Raw genomic sequence first — 19,569 nt, 5'->3', positions numbered from 1 at the left:
CCTACATGGCACGCTCCGACGTCCTGGTCACGACTGACTGGGCCGAGAGCAATCTCGATGCGCCGAACACCGTCTTCGTCGAGGTCGACGAGGACACCACCGCCTACGAGGGCGGCCACATCGCCGGCGCTGTCAGGCTCGACTGGAAAACTGAGCTGCAAGACCAGGTCAAGCGTGACTTCGTCGACCAGCAGCAGTTCTCGAAGCTGTTGTCCGACAAGGGCATCAGCAACGACGACACCGTGATCCTGTACGGCGGCAACAACAACTGGTTCGCCGCGTACGCGTACTGGTACTTCAAGCTGTACGGCCACAACGACGTCAAACTGCTCGACGGCGGACGCAAGAAGTGGGAGCTCGACGGTCGCCCGCTGGTGACGGAAGTCGCCGACCGTCCCACTACTTCGTACAGTGCCGCGGCGCCGAACAACGCGATCCGCGCCTTCCGCGACGAGGTCATCGCCGCGATCGGCGAGAAGAACCTGGTCGACGTGCGCTCACCCGACGAGTTCTCCGGCAAGATCCTCGCGCCCGCACACCTGCCGCAGGAGCAGAGCCAGCGGGCCGGCCACATCCCCTCCGCGATCAATGTGCCGTGGAGCAAGGCGGCCAACGAGGACGGCACCTTCAAGTCTGACGACGACCTGGCCAAGCTGTACGCCGAGGCCGGGCTCGACGGTCAGAAAGAGACCATCGCCTACTGCCGAATCGGTGAGCGTTCGTCGCACACCTGGTTCGTGCTGCAGGAGCTGTTGGGACACCAGAACGTCAAGAACTACGACGGAAGTTGGACGGAATACGGCTCTCTCGTGGGAGCCCCGATCGAGTTGGGAAGTTGATATGTGCTCTGCACCGAAGCAAGGTCTGACGTTGCCCTCGAGCGTCGACCTCGAGCGGGAGACCGTGATCACCGGACGTGTCGTCGACGACGCGGGCCAGGCGGTCGGCGGCGCGTTCGTCCGGCTGCTGGACAGCTCTGACGAGTTCACCGCGGAGGTCGTCGCGTCGGCTACCGGCGATTTCCGGTTCTTCGCCGCCCCCGGCACCTGGACCCTGCGTGCGCTGTCGCCCGCCGGCAACGGCGATGCCAGCATCGCACCGTCCGGCGCGGGGATCCACGAGGTCGACGTCAAGGTCGCCTGAGGTTCCTGACGCGAGCGTGCGTGTCGGCAGGCGACATGCCGCCGAAAAGTGAGCAATCACGCACGCTCGCGTACGACCTCAGTTCGGAACCAGCTACTGCGACGGACTAGACTTCCTGCCGTGGTGCTGCTTTTCGAGATCCTGTTGATCGCCGCGGTGGTGGTCATCACCTGGTTCGCGCTCTACACGCTCTACCGCCTCATCACCGACGAGTCGTGACGTCAGGCGACGACGCCGTAGCGGCCGCGGCCGAGCGCGCGAAAACGACCGCAGCCCGGAACATTCCCGGCTTTGACGATCTCCCGGCACCGGCTGATACCGCCAATCTTCGCGAGGGCGCGAACCTCAACGATGCGCTGCTCGCGCTGCTGCCGCTCGTCGGTGTGTGGCGCGGCGAGGGAGAGGGCCGCGGCCCCGAAGGTGACTACCGCTTCGGCCAGCAGATCGTGGTCTCGCACGACGGCGGCGACTATCTGATCTGGGAGGCCAGGTCGTGGCGCATCACAGAGGAGGGCGAGTTCGACAGCGCGTCACTGCGTGAGTCCGGATTCTGGCGGTTCGTCGACGACCCGGGTGACCCATCCGAATCCCAGGCCATCGAGCTGCTGCTGGCCCACTCGGTCGGCTTCGTCGAACTGTTCTACGGCCGGCCGCTGAACCAGGCATCGTGGGAATTGGCCACCGACGCCCTGGCACGCACCAAGTCCGGCATGCTCGTCGGCGGAGCCAAGCGGCTCTACGGGATCATCGAGGGCGGTGATCTGGCCTATGTCGAGGAACGTGTAGACGCCGACGGCGGCCTGGTGCCGCACCTGTCCGCGCGGTTGTCGAGGTACGTGGGCTGATGCGGTTGACATGGTTGGCCGCGGCGCACACCTTGGTCGCCGCAGGCATCCTGGCGGGGTGCTCGTCGAATCCTCCGGCTGAGCAGTCCACCACCGAAGAGTCATCGGTCGCACCGACCGGTCACGGCTCACTGGCGCAGTGCCTCAGTGAGCACGGAGTGCCCTCGGCTCCCGGCCCCGCTGGACCCCCGCCGGGCGTGGATCCCGACAAGTGGAACGAGGCCATGCAGACCTGCGCGTCGCTGGCCCCTGGGCCGGCCGGCTAGCGCAGTACAGGCGCGCTCCCGGCGTCGGCCAATCACCACCTCTTGCCCATGTGCGGCATCATCGCGCGCGGATGGTGCAGGCGCCCCCACTGGAGTTCCCCAGATATGGGTCGGCCCCCGAGCCGTTGTTCCTGGTTGGACAAAACCGAGGGCTCGGGGGCCGGGTGGCTGCGGGGAATTCGCCGGCGCGTAGGCGGACTGATCCCCTGACGCTGCTAGCTCGCAGCCACCTCACATGTCCATAAGTCAATCAATTTGTCGGACCACCTCCTTCCCTGTGTACGAGCGACGGTACCCGCGGATGCATAGGGCGACAACCGATTTTCGCCGGTTACGCGCTCAGCGATCGCTGACGATCGCGGCGTCGACGAGCTCAGAAATATCGGCTTGGGGCGACGAAGGCAATGCCTTCCCGTCCAGCGTGTGCACCCGAGCGGCGAGCGTGATGCTCGAGACAAGCCAAACCCCTTGTGCCGCAACCAAATCAGCAGGCCGTAGCGGCTGGTAGTCGCACTTGTACCCTTTGTCACGCGCCACCTCGAACAGCGCCTGCTGCGTGGTCCCACGCAGGATCGGGAACCAGGGCGGCGGGGTCAGCAGCGCAGCGGCGCCGTCGACCTCGGTGGCGATCACCACCGTCGACCGCGGCCCCTCCAGGATCAGACCGTCGGAGCCGACGAACACGACGTCACCGGCGCCGAACCGCTCCGCGTGCCGCAGCGCGGCCATGTTGATCGCATAGGACAGCGTCTTGGCACCAGCGAGCAGCCACGGCATCTCGGTGGTGCCCTCGGCAGAGAGCCCACGTGCCAGCGTCACCGCCGCGACCCCGTCTCTGCGCGCGTCGGCCACCCGGGCCGGCACCGCCCCGACGGTCGCGAACGCCGTACACGGCGAACCGCTCTCGCGCCCACGGCTGTACACCAGGCGCAGCACACCCTCGCCCGCGGAGTCGGTGAGCCAGCGTTGCACCGCGACCTCCACAGCCGCACGCCACCGCGGCAGGTCGGGCGCAGGCAGATCCATCAGCTGTGCCGACTGGGTGAGCCGCTCCAGATGAGCTTCCAGCAGACAGGGGCTGCCATCGCGGATCAGCAATGTTTCGAAAATGCCGTCGCCGCGGACGGCGGCGAGGTCGTCGGCGTACAGCAGCGGGGCGGCCGGGTCGTGCAGTTCACCGTCGAGTGTGACCACGACCGCAAGTTGGCTCGCCATGGGGAGCAAGCGTAGCGCCGTAAAGTTGAGGTATGTCAGCTGTGCCAGCCCCGGACCCTGGGCCCGACGCCGGAGCCGTCTGGCATCACGGCGATCCGCTCGGAGAACAACGGGCAGCGGCCGATGATGCGGTCCTCGTGGACCGATCGCAGCGAGCCGTGATCACCCTCACCGGCGGGGATCGCAATTCATGGCTGCACAGCATCTCCACCCAGCACGTCAGCGATCCCGTCGACGGCACCGTGACCGAGAATCTGAGCCTCGATGGTCAGGGTCGTGTCGAGGATCACTGGGTCCAGACGGAGCTCAACGGCGTCACTTATCTCGACACCGAGTCGTGGCGCGGCGAACCCCTGACGGCCTACCTGCGCAAGATGGTGTTCTGGTCTGACGTCGTCGTCGAACCCGCCGATCTGGCTGTACTGTCGCTGCTCGGCCCACGACTGGCCGACCCGTCCGTGCTCGAGGCGATCGGTATCGCGACGCTGCCCGCCGAAATGACGGCCGTGGCGCTCCCCGGCGGTGGCTTCCTTCGCAGCATGGCCGGTCCGGACGTGGAGCTCGACCTGGTCATCCCCCGCGATCAGGCTGACTCATGGCGCGATCGTCTCGTCGCGGCCGGAGTACGCGCTGCGGGCGTCTGGGCCTACGAGGCGCACCGGGTCACCGCGCTGCGGCCACGGCTTGGGGTCGACACCGACGAGCGCACGATTCCGCACGAGGTCGGCTGGATAGGTTCTGCGGTACACCTGGACAAGGGCTGCTATCGCGGCCAGGAGACCGTCGCGCGTGTCCATAACCTGGGTAAACCACCACGAATGCTGGTGCTGCTGCACCTCGACGGGTCCGGCGACCGGCCGGCGACCGGCGACCCTGTCCTTGCCGGCGGACGGACCGTCGGCCGGATCGGCACCGTGATCGACCACATCGACGAGGGGCCTATCGCCCTGGCACTGCTCAAGCGGGGCCTGCCGGCTGACACGGAGCTGATCACCGGCGGGCAATCGCAGGTGGCCGCCGTCATCGACGCCGACTCGATACCGCCGCCCGACGTGACGGGTGCCGGGCGCGTCGCGGTCGAGCAGCTGCGGGGTGGCCCACGCTGAGTGGCGATATTCGCTGGGTCGCGTGCTCGAGCCCGTCCGGACGGGCCTGCCAGCACACCGCTCCGCGGCACGGTAAAGTGTTGGCAGGACGATAAAACACACTCAGATCGGAGCCGCCTGAAATTTGGGCCGCTCCGTTATTGCGCGAGGGGGTCCCCCATGGGCCGCGGCCGAGCAAAGGCAAAGCAGACCAAGGTCGCTCGTGAGCTCAAGTACAGCTCACCGCAGACCGATTTCGGACAACTACAGCGCGAACTTGCAGGCGCTGACGATCTCAACGGCACCGACAGGTTGTCCGACGACGATTCGCTCGACGACGACGACTGGCGTCGCTGAACCCTAGAAGCGCGGGTGCTGGCCCACGAGCTTGGCTCGTGGGCTGTCCTTACCGCCCTTGGTGACGGTCCCCAGAGTCCAGCAGTTGAGATGGCGTGCCGTCAGGACGGCCAGCGCGCGATCGGTGTCCTCCGGCGCGACGACGGCAACCATGCCGACGCCTAGGTTGAATGTCTTTTCCATCTCGACACGCTCGACACGGCCGCGTTGCGCGATCATCGTGAACACCGGCGCGGGAGTCCATGTGCCACGGTCGATTTCAGCCGTGAGTCCGGGCGGGACAACCCGTTCGAGGTTGCCGGCCAGCCCGCCGCCGGTCACATGGCAGAAGGTGCGGACCTGCGTTTCCGCGATCAGCGCGAGACAGTCCTTCGCGTAGATACGGGTCGGCTCCAGCAACTCTTCGCCCAGCGTGCGCCCGAACTCCTCGACATGTCCGGCAAGGTTCATCCGGTCGATCTCCAGCAAGACCTTGCGGGCCAGTGAGTAGCCGTTGGAGTGCAGACCGGTCGACGACATCCCGATGAGCACGTCGCCGGGCTTGACCCGGTCGGGACCCAGCACGTCGTCGGCCTCCACGACGCCGACCCCGGTCGCGGAGATGTCGTAATGATCGGGAGCCATCAGGCCGGGGTGTTCGGCAGTCTCCCCGCCCAGCAGGGCACAACCCGCCATCACACATCCGTTGGCAATGCCCGCCACAAGTTCGGAGATCCGCTCGGGAACCGTGCGCCCGACCGCGATGTAGTCCTGCAGGAACAGCGGTTCGGCGCCGCATACCACCAGGTCGTCAACGACCATCGCGACGAGGTCGATGCCCACGGTGTCGTGCTTGTCCATCGCCTGGGCAACGGCAAGCTTGGTCCCGACGCCGTCGGTGGATGACGCCAGCACGGGTTCCCGGTAACTGCGCAGTGCGAACAGCCCGGCGAAGCCGCCGAGACCGCCCCGCACTTCAGGTCTGGTGGCCTTCTTGGCCAGCGGTTTCAGAAGTTCGACGGCGCGGTCACCGGCTTCGATATCGACCCCGGCCGACGCGTAGGAGATGCCGGCAGGTTCGGCGCGTTCGGTCATCGGCCACAAGGCTACCGGTGATGACGTCGCGAGGTTGATCGTCCTCCCGGAATGGCATTCAGTCCGAACCATCACGAACGGCACGCAGGGTATGAGAATGTGTCCGACCATGAAACTTGTTCGCTGGTGCACGCCTGTCCTGCCCGTGGTCCTGACTGCCGCAGCCGCCATGGTGGCTCCGGCGGCCGCCGTCGCGACCCCACCCGTCATGGTCGATTCGGTCGTCATCAACCAATCGACGGTTGACGGCATCGACTACATCACCAAGCGGATCACGATCCAGCCCGGCGGCAGCACGGGTTGGCACTATCACGATGGCCGGGTGTTCGGCGTCGTCAGGGAGGGCACCCTGACCCGCACGCTGGCCGACTGCAAGGACGTCGTCGACCCGACGGGCGCTGCGGTCACCGAAGGATCCGGGCCGGACCATGCGCACAACGGCCGCAACCTGGGGCCGGTTCCGGTGGTGCTGTGGGTCGACTACATCCTCCCGGCGGGAACTCCCACCACATTCGACGTCCCGCCGCCGCCTGGCTGCCCCATCTAGGTTTGCCGAGCGCACAGAACGGCCATTACGCGTGGGTGTCTGCTGACAAGTCCCATTGCCTCGTGACCGGTGCGACCGGCTACATCGGTGGCCGGTTGGTGCCGCGACTGGTCGGTCGCGGCCACCCTGTCCGGGCGCTGGCGCGAAACCCCGACAAGCTCGCCGACGTTCCGTGGCGGGACCGGGTCGACGTCGCACGAGGCGACCTGAGTGATCCGGACTCGCTGAAACAGGCCTTCGACGGCGTCGACGTCGTCTACTACCTGGTGCATTCGATGGGCACCTCGAAGGATTTCGTCGCGGCGGAGGCGGAGTCGGCTCGTAACGTCGTCGAGGCGGCGCGAAGTGCCGGCGTGAAGCGGCTGGTGTACCTGGGTGGGCTGCACCCATCGGGGGTTGAGCTGTCGCCGCATCTGCGCTCACGGGTCGCGGTCGGTGAGATCCTGCTGGAGTCCGGCATCGAGACCGTCGTGTTCGAGGCGGGGATCGTGATCGGTTCCGGCTCGGCGTCATTCGAGATGATGCGCCACCTCACCAACCGCCTGCCGGCGATGACGACTCCGAAGTGGGTGCACAACAGGATTCAGCCCATCGCGATCGACGATGTCCTGCACTACCTCGCCGAAGCCGCCACAGCCGACGTTCCCGAGTCGCGCACCTGGGATATCGGCGGACCGGACGCACTCGAGTACGGCGAAGCGATGCAGGTCTATGCGCAGGTGGCCGGGTTGAGGCGGCGGATCATCATCGCGATTCCGTTCCTGACGCCGACGATCGCCAGCCTCTGGATCGGTCTCGTCACACCCATGCCGCCAGGCCTAGCGCGACCGTTGATCGAATCGCTCGAGGTGGACGCGGTGATGGACGAACACGACATCGACGCCGTCATCGGACCGCCGCCGGGCGGTCTCACCGGATACCGCGATGCGATCGCCTACGCGCTGAATCATGGCCCGCTGCCGAGCGATCCGCAGTGGGCAAGGGCCGGCCGTAAAGGCTAAGGACGCTACGACGGCCGAGCCGTCAGGGACGCCTGAGCGCAGAGACGTTGTCGTTGTCGGACTGCAGCGGGATACCGGTACGGGCCGCGGTGGCGAGCATGTGCTCAATGACGTTCTTGCCCAACGCCGTTTCGCCCGGCAACTCGATCGGGTAGTTGCCGTCGAAGCACGCCGAGCACAGCCGCGATGCTGGCTGCTCGGTGGCCGCGATCATGCCGCGCTGCGAGATGTAGCCTAGCGAATCAGCTCCGATGGCGTGCCGCACACCCTCGAGCATCTCGCCCGCATCGCCTTCGGTGCTGGCGGCGTTGGCGATCAGCTCTGCCGGGGTGGCGAAGTCGATGCCGTAGAAGCACGGCCACTTCACCGGCGGCGACGCGATGCGCACGTGTACCTCGACGGCACCGGCCTCGCGCAGCATCCGGATCAGCGCCCGCTGCGTGTTGCCACGGACGATGGAATCGTCGACAACGATGAGCCGCTTACCGCGGATCACTTCCTTGAGCGGGTTGAGCTTGAGGCGGATACCGAGCTGACGGATGGTCTGCGACGGCTGGATGAACGTGCGCCCGACGTAGGCGTTCTTCATCAAGCCCTGCCCGTAGGGGATGCCGGACTCCTGCGCGTAACCGACGGCGGCCGGGGTGCCCGATTCCGGCACACCGATCACGAGGTCGGCGTCGACAGGCATCTCGCGGGCCAGCCGGCGGCCGATGTCCACGCGGGCGGCGTGCACCGAGCGGCCGGCGATGGTGCTGTCGGGCCGGGCCAGGTACACGTACTCGAAGACGCATCCCTTGGGCTCCGGGTTGGCGAAGCGGGTCGAACGCACGCCGTCGGCGTCGATGGCCAGCAGCTCACCGGGCTCGATGTCGCGGACGAACGAGGCGCCGACGATGTCGAGCGCCGCCGTCTCCGAGGCCACGACCCAGCCGCGGTCCAGACGCCCCAACGACAACGGCCGCACGCCATAAGGGTCGCGGGCCGCATAGAGGGTGTTCTCGTCCATGAAGGTCAGGCAGAACGCGCCGCGCACGGTCGGCAGCAGTTCGAGTGCGGCCTGCTCCAGCGTTGCGTCAGCGGCGCCGTGGGCCAGCAGTGCGCCGAGGATGTCGGAGTCAGTGGTGGCCGCCGGGGCGCCGCGGGTGCCCAGCAGGCCTGCCTCGCGAGCCCGGGTGGCCAGATCGGCGGCGTTGACGAGGTTGCCGTTGTGACCGAGGGCGACGCCAGTGCCAGCTGCGGTGTTGCGGAACACCGGCTGCGCGTTCTCCCAGGTGGTGGATCCGCTGGTCGAATACCGGCAGTGCCCGACGGCGACGTGGCCTTCCATCGCAGCCAGCGTCTGCTCATCGAAGACCTGGCTGACCAGGCCCAAATCCTTGAACACCAGCACCTGGGAACCGTCGGCGACGGCGATGCCGGCGGCCTCTTGGCCGCGGTGCTGCAGCGCGTAGAGGCCGTAGTAGGTGAGTTTGGCGACTTCTTCACCCGGCGCCCAGACGCCGAATACGCCACATTCTTCGCGGGGTTCTTGATCGGTCTGCTGGCCGGTCACGATAGGGCTGCTCCCAGGGCGGTGTGGGTAGACGCGTTCAGTCTACGGTCATCACCGGTTAATCACGGAAAACACCGGCGATGTCGTCGAGAAAAACAACGACCTCGGCGTGTCGGAAAATTCCTGGCGTGTCGAGGACCGGGCGGTGAATCGCCAGGTCAACCGAGTGTCACTGAGGGCCGGGCCTGAGCATCTGCTCGTGCACAGGTGTGGCGAAGTTAACCGTCGAGGCGCACCAGCGGCAGCCACCCCGCGATCTCACCGGCGCGCGCACCCGACAACGTCAGCCCGCCGCCGGCAGCGGCGTCCGCAGTGTCCAGCAGGCCGGTCGCGAGCAGCAGCCAGGTCCGTGGATCGGCCTCCACCACGTTGGGCGGATTCCCCCGCCGGTGTGCGGGTCCTGAAATACATTGCACCGCAACAAATGGCGGGATGCGGACCTCGACACTGTTGCCCGGCGCGAGCGCGGCGAGTGTGCGAGCCGTCAATCGCACCGCCTCGGCGAGTTCGGCGCGCGCGGGAGCGCGTTCGGTTTCATCGCGCAGCCACTCGGCGATGACGGAAACGGCGGCCCGCGTCATTGCCGGATCGGCCCTACGAGGGGTGGGCATACTTTAGATTCTCAAAGTGTTTGTCGACCGCCACAATCCGCCCTATCGGATGGCGGGCGCGGTCTTGTTGGTCATCGCCACGGTCGTGGCGAGCCTGATCTACATGCAGTTCCGGGGTGACTTCATCCGGTCCACCGAACTCACGCTGGTCTCCTCGCGCTCCGGCCTGGTCGTCGAACCCGGTGCGAAGGTCACCTACAACGGCGTGGAGATCGGCCGGGTCGCGCGCATCGGCACCGTCGACGTGGATGGCACCGCCAAGGCAGAGCTGTCCCTCGACGTCGACCCCGACTACATCAAGCTCATTCCGGCCAATGTGGTTGCAGACGTGCAGGCCACCACCGTCTTCGGCAACAAGTACGTATCGTTGAATTCACCGGAAGATCCGTCGTCACAACGAATTTCGAGCAGGGATGTGATCGAGGTGTCCTCGGTCAGCACGGAGTTCAACACCCTGTTCGAGACGGTGCTCTCGTTGGCCGAACAGGTCGACCCGGTCAAGCTGAACCAGACGCTGACCGCCACGGCCGAGGCGTTGACGGGACTGGGCGATCGGTTCGGTGAGTCGCTGTCGAACGGCAACACCATCCTCGACGACCTCAATGCGCAGATGCCGCAGATCCGCGAAGACACCCGCCTGGTCGCGGGACTGGTCGACGTGTACGCCGACGCGTCACCGGATCTGTTCGACGGTCTCGAGAACGCGGTCACAACCGCGCGCACGTTCAATGCGCAGTGGGACGACATCGACACGGCACTGATGGCCGCGCTGGGCTTCGCCGACACCGCGGCCGACAGTCTGAACCGCGGCGGACCGTACTTGGTGAGAGGTGCCGAAGACCTGTTGCCGACGTCGAAACTGTTCGACACATACAGCCCCCAGCTCTTCTGCACGCTGCGCAACTTCGACGAGATCGAGAAGAAGGTCGCGCAGACGCTGGGTGGCAACGGCTACTCGCTGGCGACGTCCTCGGGCGCGTTCGCGGGTGCGGGCAACCCGTACATCTATCCCGACAATCTGCCTCGGGTGAACGCCAGGGGCGGTCCTGGAGGTCGTCCCGGCTGCTGGCAGAAGATCTCCCGCGAGTTGTGGCCCGCGCCCTACCTTGTGATGGACACCGGAGCCAGCATCGCGCCGTACAACCACGCCGAGATCGGCCAGCCGATGCTGATCGAATACGTGTGGGGCCGCCAGTTCGGCGAGCTGACGATCAACCCGTGAGCGTTGACATCAACAATTGTTGAGGTTCTACGGTTTCGGCATGACGTTCAAACCGCACGAGATCGAATATCTGCGCCGCGCCGACCTCGGCCGGCTGGCCACCATCCAGCGCAATGGGACACCGCAGAACAGTCCTGTCGGGTTCACCTTCAACGAGCAATTCGGCACCATCGACATCGCCGGCTATCAGATGTCGAAGAGCCAGAAGTATCGCAATATTTCGCACAACGACCGGGTCGCGTTCGTCGTCGACGACATCGCGTCGCGTGACCCGTGGCGCGTGCGTTGCCTCGAGATCCGCGGCATCGCCCAACATGCTGAGATCGCGCCGCCGCAAGGTGCCGCGGGCGACCACTTGGACACCGCGATCATCCGCGTCACCCCAACGCGCATCATCAGTTTCGGCATCGACGACCAGGAAACCGAGCCGCATCAACTGAGCGCAGATATCCGGGACGTTTAACCCCGACAAGGTTCACACTTGTTGGCATGCCGAAGAAGCGGATATCCGAATCGGCAGAGGCGAGTGCCGAATTAGGTGCGCCACTGCTTCCCGCATGGCAGATCGCGGGTCTGTCGCTCGCGGTGCTCGTCGGGCATGTCTTCAACGGGTCCGGCGCGGTGGTGTTCGGCGTGGTGGCGGTCGGCGTGATTTGGACGTTGTACCGCCTACACGCGCACGCACCCGAGTCGCGGTCGACGGCAGCGCTTATCGCGTCGGCACCCGGCGCGGCGCCCGCCCGGACCGTCAGCATCCTTCAATTCGTCGCATACCTCGTCATCGGCGCGTACGCCGCTAAGAGCATCGCGTCCATGATGCTGCCTTGGCTGTCCGGCCCGAATGACGCGGGCGCCGACTGGTGGGGGCCCGCGCTGGCCGTCGCCGCCGTCGCGGTGACGGCAATCCTGGCAGGCGCGTTGCCGACGAGACTGCTGGCACCTGTCGCGACCGTGCTGGCGGGATTCGGTCTGCTGGTGTACTTCTATGTGGCACTGGCCGTCATCGCCAAGGTGGCATCGGGCACCATGCCTGTCGACCCGCTCATGCGGCTGAGTACTTCCCCGGCGCAGACCGAATGGGGTACCGCGGCGCTGCTGGTATCACTCGCACTCGCGTACGTGGCTTTCGAAGTCCCGACGACCGTCAGCGACCGGCTTGGCTCCGTGCGCAGTCCGCTCGGAGCAGCGATAGGCCTCGTGACGTTGTGCTCGGTCCTGGCTTGGGTGGCCACCAACATGGGCACTGCGGGCGAATTCCGTTACGACGCAGGCGACCTCGTGGTTGTCGCCACGGAGATGCTTCGTGACCTGGGTGGCGTCTGGTTCCTGGCGGCCGCGACTATCGCCCAGGCGGTCGCCGCTCTGCTCGTGCTGATCTGGGGCGCGACGCGCGTCGTACGCAGACCTGGGACCGAGAGTCTTCTTCCGCTCGTGTCCACGGCGGTCAGCATGGGTGTGCTGGCGGTTGCCGTCTGCACGAGTTGGGGCGCACCAACGCTGTGGGGCGTCGGCGCCCTTCTCCTGTTCGTCGTCTACCTGGCTGCCGCGCACGCGAATTCGCGACTGGACGACTCAAGCACTATCTCATGGGCGTGGTTCGCGACGATGGCCATCATGGTGGCGGTCATCGCGTTCCTGACTGGTGCGAGCGAGGGTTGGTGGCCCGTCGGGGTCGCCGTCCTCGTCGTCGCGGCCGCGGCGGCTTGGGCAGTTCAGTCGGGAAAGTCCGAGCGTCTCAGGCGGGAAAACCGAACATCTTGACGACGCCGTGGTCGCGGCCCGCGGTATAGCCGCCGTCGACCGCGATCGCCTGCCCGGTGACGAACGACGCATCGGTGGACACGAGAAACGCAGCCATCGCGGCGATCTCCTCGGGCCGGCCTCTGCGGGCAAGCGCGTGTTCGGAAGTGATGGACTGCAGCGGACCCTCCATGCCCTCGAGTCCCATCACACTGTTGAGCATCGGGGTGTCGATGAAGCCGGGGCAGATGGCGTTGGCGCGGATACCGCTTGGGCCGTAGTCCAAGGCGATGTTCTTCGTCAGCAGTACGACGCCGCCCTTGGACGCGTTGTACGCGCTGCCACCCGCCGTCCCTTCCAGTCCCTCGACGCTGGCGAGGGTCACGAGTGAGCCTCGCTCGCCGTCGACCCTCGGCTGCTCGATCATCTTGGCCAGCGCCGCCTTCGCCACGAGGAACGTGCCGGTGAGGTTGATGGAGATGACACGCTCCCATTCGTCTTTGGGCAGCAGGTGCACCGGTCCGCCACCCGCGACGCCTCCCGAGTGGACCACCCCGTCGACGCGGCCGCGGACCGCAGCGAATACCTCGGCAACCGCCGACTCGTCGGTGATGTCGGCCGCGACGAACGCGAAACGCTCGCCGAGGTCCTCGGACGGTGCGGCCAGGTCGGTGCCGACGACGGTGCCGCCCTCGGCCAACAGTCGCCGTGCGGTGGCCAGGCCGATGCCTGAGGCCGCGCCGGTGACGACGAACGTGCGGGATGCGGATCTGTCGGTCATGCGCAGACCATACGCAATTTCATTTGTGTCAGACGGTATTGGGGTCCGCCACGGTCACTCCCGACGGCAGATCGCCCTCGCGGAGCGCGGTGAACGACCGCGAGATCGGCTGACACGGCGACGCCGACTCGACAAGCTCTCCGGTCAACGTGGTATCCGATGCGGTGAAGGACATCGTGGAGATGCCCGCAGTCTTCTTGCCCTCGCACGTGAAGCCTTGTGCCTGGCTGGAGATGTACCGGCCCCCGCTTTGGCGGAAGACGTAGGTCGTCGATACACCGCCGACGTTCGTCGCCGTCGCGACGCATCCGGACGGTGGACACGCCGAGCGGATCGCCAACAGCCAGGTGTACGGACCACGCGGCTCGGAATAGTCGAAGTCACTGGGCTCGGTGCCCGCGAAGCTCAATCGATAGAGGCCATCGGGCACTGGCCTCGCCGCTGCAACCGGCGACGAGCAAACCGCGAAAGCCGAGCCGGCGACAATGCCGACCGCGGCCACGAGGCTTACGGGGCTGGCGGCCCGCGCGATGGTCATAGGCCACTATCACAGAGAAATCGCACGTGCACGGGTGTTTTGCACTGTCAATGCCGCGACGGCGCCGGCCTCATTGATCGCCAGATGGGCCAGCATCGGGGCGATGAGGCTTCCCGAGCGTTCGTACAGCCAGCCGAATACCCATCCGGCGAGGCCGGTGATCAGCACGGTGGGCACCACAGGCTCACCGGTGCTGCGGGCGTCGGCAACGTGCGAGAACCCGAACGCCGCTGCTTGCAGGAACCGACCGCCGGTCGGTCCGAACGCCTCAGCGGCGAGGGTGCCCAGCGCACCGCGGAAGGCGGCCTCTTCGGACCACACTGTGCCCAGCGGAATTCCAACCAGAAGCCATCGCAGTGCGCCGTCGGGCAGCTCGCGCCCGGCCATGTCTTCGCGCACCCGCGGCACCGCCGTCGCCGCGGCGACACCGAACACGACCGGGACGGTAGATCCGAGGCCGAACCGCAGACCCGGACCGGGATGCCGGAATCCGACCGGAGCACGCGTGAGGGCGGCAAGTCCGGCGCCGACGATCGCGTGCGGAACGGGATGCCACCGCGACGGCAGCCGTGGCGCCACCAGGCTCCACGTGACCAGCAGAGCCGCCAGGCCGACAGCCTTGATTCTGTTGGTGCGCACTAGTATTCGGGACCGTCTTCAGCTTCGGTCTTCTGGAGCGCAGCCCGGATCCGGTGAGTGTCCTCGCGCGTCCAACCGTCGGGCGGCGCGACCGCGGCCCAGCCGTCGAGGATGTAGTCGCCGTAGTTGTGCCCGTGCCCGCCCGGCACCGAACCGGCATTTGTCATGTCCGCGGCAACCTGCCAGAACGTGATGATCGGGTACCACCGCATCGACGCCGTGCGGTCACGCCCAGGGGGCTCTCGCAGCCAGTCGGGTCTGCTGAAAAGCAGGTCCTCTGACCACCACACGACCGGGTCCGACGGGTGCTGCATGAACAGCACGCGAGTGCCCTCCCAGGGCTTTTCTCCTTCCGAGTCGATCTCCTGGGCGTCGGTGGCCTCGGAGAACCGCACGGTCCTGCCGTTGTCGTAACGCGGCCTGACCTCAGGGGTACCCGGATCGCGGCGTTCGGTGATGGCGCGCCACAGCGGGCTCGCGTTCGGCGGACCCACCCACAGCACCGACGAGAAGCCCATGTCGTCGATGTCGGGCAGCCACGCGAACGCACCCTGGCCGGCCATCGAACCGAGGCTTTCGCCATAGAGCACCAGCTTCGGTCGCCGGTCCGGTGGCAACTTCGCCCAGCGTTCATGGATCGCGTTGATCATCATCCGGCCGGATTCCATTGACTTCTGCTGGTCGCCGAGAAACGAGATCCAGCTCGGCAGATACGAATACTGCGAGCCGACCAGCGCGGTGTCGCCGTTGTACATCATTTCCAGGGACCGCGCCGCGACCGGGTTGATCCACCCCGTGCCGGTCGTCGGGATGATGACCAGCAGCTTGCGTTCGAACGCTCCGGTGCGCTCGAGTTCGCTGAGCAGCACCGCCATTCGCTGTTCGTCGGTGTCGGCCGTCTGCAGGCCGACGTAAGCGCGGATGGGCTCCTTGGCGGGGCTGCCGTTGATCTGGGTCAGCTCCTCGGCGTCGGGCCCGGTCGCGACGAAGTTCCGGCCCTGGTATCCCAGCGTGTCCCACGGGGCGAAAGAATCTGGGCTGCCTGACTTTTCGGGCTCAAGCGGCTGGACGATCCCGGCCCGCGTTGTGAAGTCCTGCGGCTGGAACACCCGGTTGGCGCCGGCGAGGAAGCCGCGGAGCAGCACGCCGTTGATGAGCGTGATTACCAGCACCACGACGATCGCGGTGCCGATGAACAGGGCCACCTCGTCGTTGAGCCGCCAGCGCCGGATGAATACCCGCGCCATAGTTTTGATCAGGTCGATCAGGACCCGGGCGGCGCCGACGCACGCGCCACCCGCGAGCACCGCGATGATCAACGTCCGCAGGTAGCCCAGCGTGGTGGGGCCTTCGATACCGACCACCGCGGAGACCTGGCGCTGCCACGCCGCGGCCGGGAACAGCATCAGCACGCATGCCGAGATGGCCAGCACCACGGTCGCGGTCTTGAATACGTACTGCACCCGCTTCGGCGGCGGCCAGCCCTTGCGCCTGCGAATGACGAAGCGGCGGAACAGCCGCCAGCCGAATACGCCGATGCCGTAGCCGATGGCCGCATTGAGCCCGCCGATGAGTCCCTGGAAGAGCCAGTCCCGCGGCAGCAGCGACGGTGTCAGCGAGAGGCAGAAAAACAGTGCGCCGAAAGCGATTCCGACGAAGTCGAGTCGGACCAGGCTCCATGCCCAGACATAAAGAGGGTGTCGTTCGCGGGTCTGCGCAATCACCCGAACAACCCGGGAAGCACGCCCTCCGACGTGCTTCGCAGGTCCTCCAGAGTGGCGGTGAACAGGCCCTGCACCTCGACAGTTGGCTCTCCTGCATGCGGTCCCGGGTCGACCACACCGACGCGGGTCGCCGGAAGCCCGCGGGCCTCACACATGGCCACGAAGCGGCTCTCCTCGGTCCGCGGCACCGCCACCAGTACCCGGCCCGTCGACTCCGAGAAGAGAAAGGTAAACGGACCTGTGCCTTCTTTGAAATTTTCGGGAACGACGATGCGGCAACCGGTTTCGCCGGTCAGCGCAGCCTCGACGACGGCTTGGATGAGTCCGCCCTCGGACAGATCGTGGGCGGCTGACACCAGCCCGTCACGCGATGCCGCCGCCAACACGTCGGCCAACAGCATCTCCCGGTCAAGGTCGACCTTCGGCGGCAGCCCACCCAGATGGTCGCCGGTGACCTGCGCCCAAATCGAGCCGTCGAACTCGTCGCGGGTGTCGCCGAGCAGAATCAGCGTCTCGCCGGCTTCGGTGCCCAGCCCGGTCGGGATGCGGCGCTTCACGTCGTCGATGACGCCGAGCACACCGACCACCGGTGTGGGCAGGATTGCGGTGGTCCCGGTCTGATTGTAGAAACTGACGTTGCCACCGGTGACCGGAATCCCGAGCTTCGCAGCACCATCGGCGAGTCCGCGGACAGCCTGGCTGAACTGCCACATGACCCCCGGATCCTCCGGCGAGCCGAAGTTGAGGCAGTTGGTAACCGCGACCGGTGTGGCGCCGGTGACCGCGACGTTGCGGTACGCCTCGGCCAAAGCGAGTTGGGCGCCCGTGTACGGGTCGAGCGCGGTGTAGCGGCCCGACGCGTCGGTCGAGATCGCGATGCCCCGACCGGAAGCCTCGTCGACACGCAGCACTCCGCCGTCGGCGTTTTCGGCGAGGACGGTGTTGCCGCGGACGTAGCGGTCGTACTGCTCGGTGATGAACGCCCGACTGCACAGATGCGGGCTGCCAAGCATCGCAAACAAAGTCGCGCGCAGTTCATCGCCGGTCGTGGGCCTCGGCAGATTCGCCGAGGTGTCGGCGTTCAGCGCGTCCTGGGTGCCGGGGCGTTCCACGGGGCGCTCGTAGACGGGTCCCTCATGAGCGACGGTGCGCGGTGGCACGTCGACGACGGTCTCGCCGTGCCAGGTGATTTCGAGGCGGTCCCCGTCGGTGACTTCACCGATGACGGTCGCCAGCACGTCCCACTTGCGGCAGACAGACATGAACGCGTCGACGTTGGCCGGTGTGACGACCGCGCACATGCGCTCCTGGGACTCGCTGGAGAGGACCTCCGCGGGCGTCATGTTCGCCGCACGCAGCGGGACGGTGTCCAGTTCGATCCGCATACCGCCGTCGCCAGCCGATGCGAGTTCTGATGTGGCGCATGACAATCCGGCGCCACCGAGGTCCTGAATACCGACTACCAGATCGGCGGCGTACAGCTCGAGACAGCACTCGATGAGGACCTTCTCCATGAATGGATCGCCCACCTGAACCGAGGGCAGCTTCTTGCGCCCGGCGGCTCCGCCTTCGTCACCGCCGAACGTGTCCGACGCCAGCACGGACACGCCGCCGATGCCGTCGAGCCCGGTGCGCGCACCGAACAGGATGATTTTGTTTCCGGTCCCCGATGCAAACGCCAGGTGCAGGTCCTCTTTACGCAGCACCCCCACGCACAGTGCGTTCACCAAGGGGTTGCCCGCGTAGGAGGCGTCGAACACTGTTTCACCGCCGATGTTCGGCAGGCCCAGCGAGTTGCCGTATCCGCCGATGCCGCGCACGACGCCGTCGACGACGCGGCGTGTATCGACCGCGTCGGCCGCGCCGAATCGCAGCTGGTCCATCACCGCCACCGGGCGAGCGCCCATGGCCATGATGTCGCGCACGATGCCGCCGACGCCGGTGGCCGCGCCCTGATAGGGCTCGATGTAGGACGGGTGGTTGTGGGACTCCACCTTGAACGTGGCTGCCCACCCGTCGCCGATGTCCACGACGCCGGCGTTCTCGCCGATACCGGCTAGCAATCCGGCGCGCATCGCTTCGGTGGTGGTCTCACCGAAGTAGCGCAGGTGCACCTTCGAGGACTTGTAGGAGCAGTGTTCGCTCCACATCACCGAGTACATCGCCAGCTCGGCATCAGTGGGCCGACGGCCGAGGATCTCGCGGATCCGCTGGTACTCGTCGTCCTTGAGACCCAGCTCGCGGTGCGGCTGAGGCTGGTCAGGTGTGGCGGTGGCGTGTTCGACGGTGTCGAGGGCGTGGGTTAGCTCCGACGTCACCCCGCCAGTCTAGTTCGCACGCCGCGCACAGCGCCGTCAGCCGCCCGCGACACAGAAGGCGTTGCCCTCGGGGTCGGCCATGACGACCCAATCGAACTCCGGGCCGAAGCTGTTCCGCGCGGTCTCCCGTGCGCCGAGTTCGACCAGCCGAGCCACCTCGGCCTCCTTGTCGGCGGCGTGGAAGTCCAGATGGACCTTGTTCTTGCCGGGTGTCGGATCCGGTACGCGCTGAAAGCCGAGAGCCGGCCGTCCTTCACTGGTGACCATGACGAATTCACCTGGTGCGACGGCATTTACGTCGCCTCCCGCGGCGCGCGCCCACCAGTCGGCAAGGGCGTCAGGGTCGGCGCAATCGAACGTGATCATCTCCACCTTGAGTGCCATGGGGCTGACCCTAGAGCAGCCCGGCGACAATTCCCGGTCAAGGGCGCTTACGTCCGGCGTAATTGAGCGACGGCGCAACCGCCAGCAGGCTTGCGGCATGACTGAAACCCAAACCCCGATGAAGTTCAGCGCCGAGATGTGGGCCGCGTTCTGGGCCGCACCCGACGCGTCGCGGATCGGCGACATCCTGGCCGACGACATCGTCGGCTACTGGCAGGGCGAGCCGAAGCCGGTGCACGGCCGCGAGGCGTACACCGCCAAGATCGCCGAACTCATCGCTCAAGTGCCCGATTTACGACTGGAGCTCATCGACAGCGCGACTGTCGACGGGGACGCCCACGGCGAACAGCTGGTGTACCTGCACTACGTCGGCGGCGGCACCGGGCCCGCCGGGCCGATCGCGATCCGTGGTCTGGATCGGGTCCGGGCCCGCGACGGCGTCGTGGTGGAGAACGTCATCCGCTACGACGAGGTCGACCCGTCCTGAGGCCCGCTCGCGCAACGCAATGTCAGTCTGACGGCGC

22 protein-coding genes are annotated in these 19,569 nt (G+C 66.7%); 12 read left to right on the top strand and 10 right to left on the bottom strand.

All coding sequences use genetic code 11. The features are described from left to right. The first annotated feature begins 5 nt into the window (after positions 1 to 5). From ACIA48_RS21890 to ACIA48_RS21875, 4 genes are all read left to right on the top strand, one after another. Entirely contained in the window at positions 6 to 839 is an 834-nt protein-coding gene (locus tag ACIA48_RS21890; RefSeq protein ID WP_396736249.1) for a sulfurtransferase, read from the top strand. Between the two features lies 1 nt (position 840). Next, the gene (locus ACIA48_RS21885; protein WP_163730960.1) at positions 841 to 1,143 is read left to right on the top strand and encodes a DUF1416 domain-containing protein; all 303 of its coding nucleotides are present in this window, start codon (positions 841 to 843) and stop codon (positions 1,141 to 1,143) included. A gap of 215 nt (positions 1,144 to 1,358) precedes the next feature. Further along, positions 1,359 to 1,988: an FABP family protein gene (locus tag ACIA48_RS21880; protein WP_396736247.1), complete on the top strand. Its 630-nt coding sequence runs from the start codon at positions 1,359 to 1,361 to the stop codon at positions 1,986 to 1,988. Continuing rightward, positions 1,988 to 2,254 (top strand): hypothetical protein, encoded by a 267-nt coding sequence (locus ACIA48_RS21875; RefSeq protein WP_396736244.1) that lies wholly within the window; start codon positions 1,988 to 1,990, stop codon positions 2,252 to 2,254. Before ACIA48_RS21880 ends, ACIA48_RS21875 begins: the two co-directional genes overlap by 1 nt. A 339-nt stretch (positions 2,255 to 2,593) precedes the next feature. Here ACIA48_RS21875 and ACIA48_RS21870 read toward each other — a convergent pair whose 3' ends face one another. Next, complete coding sequence (locus ACIA48_RS21870) at positions 2,594 to 3,469, bottom strand: aminodeoxychorismate lyase (protein ID WP_396736242.1); 876 nt, start codon at positions 3,467 to 3,469, stop codon at positions 2,594 to 2,596. A gap of 32 nt (positions 3,470 to 3,501) precedes the next feature. Here ACIA48_RS21870 and ACIA48_RS21865 point away from each other — a divergent pair, with 32 nt between their 5' ends. Next, positions 3,502 to 4,575 carry a YgfZ/GcvT domain-containing protein gene (locus ACIA48_RS21865; protein WP_396736239.1) on the top strand — a complete coding sequence of 358 codons (1,074 nt, stop codon included), beginning with the start codon at positions 3,502 to 3,504 and terminating at the stop codon, positions 4,573 to 4,575. Positions 4,576 to 4,734: 159 nt separating this feature from the next. Then, on the top strand, positions 4,735 to 4,911 hold the full coding sequence (locus ACIA48_RS21860; RefSeq protein ID WP_396736237.1) for a DUF3073 domain-containing protein: 177 nt from the start codon (positions 4,735 to 4,737) through the stop codon (positions 4,909 to 4,911). Between the two features lie 3 nt (positions 4,912 to 4,914). Here ACIA48_RS21860 and purM read toward each other — a convergent pair whose 3' ends face one another. Then, positions 4,915 to 5,985: a phosphoribosylformylglycinamidine cyclo-ligase gene (gene purM / locus ACIA48_RS21855; protein WP_396736235.1), complete on the bottom strand. Its 1,071-nt coding sequence runs from the start codon at positions 5,983 to 5,985 to the stop codon at positions 4,915 to 4,917. Positions 5,986 to 6,094: 109 nt separating this feature from the next. On the opposite strand from purM, the gene ACIA48_RS21850 reads away from it, so the two are divergent. Both ACIA48_RS21850 and ACIA48_RS21845 read left to right on the top strand, forming a co-directional pair. Beyond that, positions 6,095 to 6,532, top strand: coding sequence for a cupin domain-containing protein (locus tag ACIA48_RS21850; RefSeq protein ID WP_396736232.1), 438 nt, complete (start codon positions 6,095 to 6,097; stop codon positions 6,530 to 6,532). A gap of 62 nt (positions 6,533 to 6,594) precedes the next feature. Beyond that, entirely contained in the window at positions 6,595 to 7,533 is a 939-nt protein-coding gene (locus ACIA48_RS21845) for an NAD(P)H-binding protein (protein ID WP_396736229.1), read from the top strand. Between the two features lie 22 nt (positions 7,534 to 7,555). On the opposite strand, the gene purF is transcribed toward ACIA48_RS21845, so the two are convergent. Together purF and ACIA48_RS21835 are read right to left on the bottom strand one after the other, a co-directional pair. Then, a complete protein-coding gene (gene purF / locus ACIA48_RS21840) occupies positions 7,556 to 9,088 on the bottom strand; it encodes an amidophosphoribosyltransferase (RefSeq protein WP_396736226.1) in 1,533 nt (510 codons plus the stop codon). 218 nt (positions 9,089 to 9,306) lie between these two features. Next, a complete protein-coding gene (locus ACIA48_RS21835) occupies positions 9,307 to 9,699 on the bottom strand; it encodes a sterol carrier family protein (protein WP_396736223.1) in 393 nt (130 codons plus the stop codon). Positions 9,700 to 9,748: 49 nt separating this feature from the next. On the opposite strand from ACIA48_RS21835, the gene ACIA48_RS21830 reads away from it, so the two are divergent. The 3 genes from ACIA48_RS21830 to ACIA48_RS21820 are packed head-to-tail and all read left to right on the top strand — an operon-like array spanning position 9,749 to position 12,682. After that, positions 9,749 to 10,921: an MCE family protein gene (locus ACIA48_RS21830; RefSeq protein WP_396736854.1), complete on the top strand. Its 1,173-nt coding sequence runs from the start codon at positions 9,749 to 9,751 to the stop codon at positions 10,919 to 10,921. A 40-nt stretch (positions 10,922 to 10,961) separates the two neighbouring features. Next, positions 10,962 to 11,384 (top strand): PPOX class F420-dependent oxidoreductase, encoded by a 423-nt coding sequence (locus ACIA48_RS21825; protein ID WP_396736220.1) that lies wholly within the window; start codon positions 10,962 to 10,964, stop codon positions 11,382 to 11,384. A gap of 26 nt (positions 11,385 to 11,410) precedes the next feature. Then, positions 11,411 to 12,682, top strand: coding sequence for a hypothetical protein (locus ACIA48_RS21820; protein WP_396736218.1), 1,272 nt, complete (start codon positions 11,411 to 11,413; stop codon positions 12,680 to 12,682). Here the strand turns inward: ACIA48_RS21820 and ACIA48_RS21815 are convergent. From ACIA48_RS21815 to ACIA48_RS21790, 6 genes are read right to left on the bottom strand one after another with little or no spacing between them, the layout of a single operon-like run. Further along, a complete protein-coding gene (locus ACIA48_RS21815; protein ID WP_396736215.1) occupies positions 12,657 to 13,442 on the bottom strand; it encodes an SDR family NAD(P)-dependent oxidoreductase in 786 nt (261 codons plus the stop codon). The genes ACIA48_RS21820 and ACIA48_RS21815 overlap by 26 nt on opposite strands. A 28-nt stretch (positions 13,443 to 13,470) precedes the next feature. Beyond that, on the bottom strand, positions 13,471 to 13,980 hold the full coding sequence (locus ACIA48_RS21810; protein ID WP_396736212.1) for a hypothetical protein: 510 nt from the start codon (positions 13,978 to 13,980) through the stop codon (positions 13,471 to 13,473). A 9-nt stretch (positions 13,981 to 13,989) separates the two neighbouring features. Next, positions 13,990 to 14,619, bottom strand: coding sequence for a lysostaphin resistance A-like protein (locus ACIA48_RS21805; protein WP_396736209.1), 630 nt, complete (start codon positions 14,617 to 14,619; stop codon positions 13,990 to 13,992). Then, positions 14,619 to 16,343 (bottom strand): alpha/beta hydrolase, encoded by a 1,725-nt coding sequence (locus ACIA48_RS21800; protein WP_396736206.1) that lies wholly within the window; start codon positions 16,341 to 16,343, stop codon positions 14,619 to 14,621. The genes ACIA48_RS21805 and ACIA48_RS21800 overlap by 1 nt, the downstream gene beginning before the upstream one ends. Next, positions 16,340 to 18,661 carry a phosphoribosylformylglycinamidine synthase subunit PurL gene (gene purL / locus ACIA48_RS21795; RefSeq protein ID WP_396736204.1) on the bottom strand — a complete coding sequence of 774 codons (2,322 nt, stop codon included), beginning with the start codon at positions 18,659 to 18,661 and terminating at the stop codon, positions 16,340 to 16,342. The genes ACIA48_RS21800 and purL overlap by 4 nt, the downstream gene beginning before the upstream one ends. A gap of 36 nt (positions 18,662 to 18,697) precedes the next feature. Then, the gene (locus ACIA48_RS21790) at positions 18,698 to 19,045 is read right to left on the bottom strand and encodes a VOC family protein (RefSeq protein ID WP_396736201.1); all 348 of its coding nucleotides are present in this window, start codon (positions 19,043 to 19,045) and stop codon (positions 18,698 to 18,700) included. A gap of 97 nt (positions 19,046 to 19,142) precedes the next feature. Between ACIA48_RS21790 and ACIA48_RS21785 the strand changes: the two genes are divergently transcribed. After that, entirely contained in the window at positions 19,143 to 19,532 is a 390-nt protein-coding gene (locus ACIA48_RS21785) for a nuclear transport factor 2 family protein (RefSeq protein ID WP_396736198.1), read from the top strand. The last annotated feature ends 37 nt before the right edge of the window (positions 19,533 to 19,569 follow it).

It is taken from the genome of Mycobacterium sp. NPDC051804 (assembly GCF_044452905.1).
Taxonomy (GTDB): Bacteria; Actinomycetota; Actinomycetes; order Mycobacteriales; family Mycobacteriaceae; genus Mycobacterium.
The sequence above is the reverse complement of the archived record's forward strand: the minus strand, read 5'-3'. Positions and strand labels throughout refer to the sequence as shown.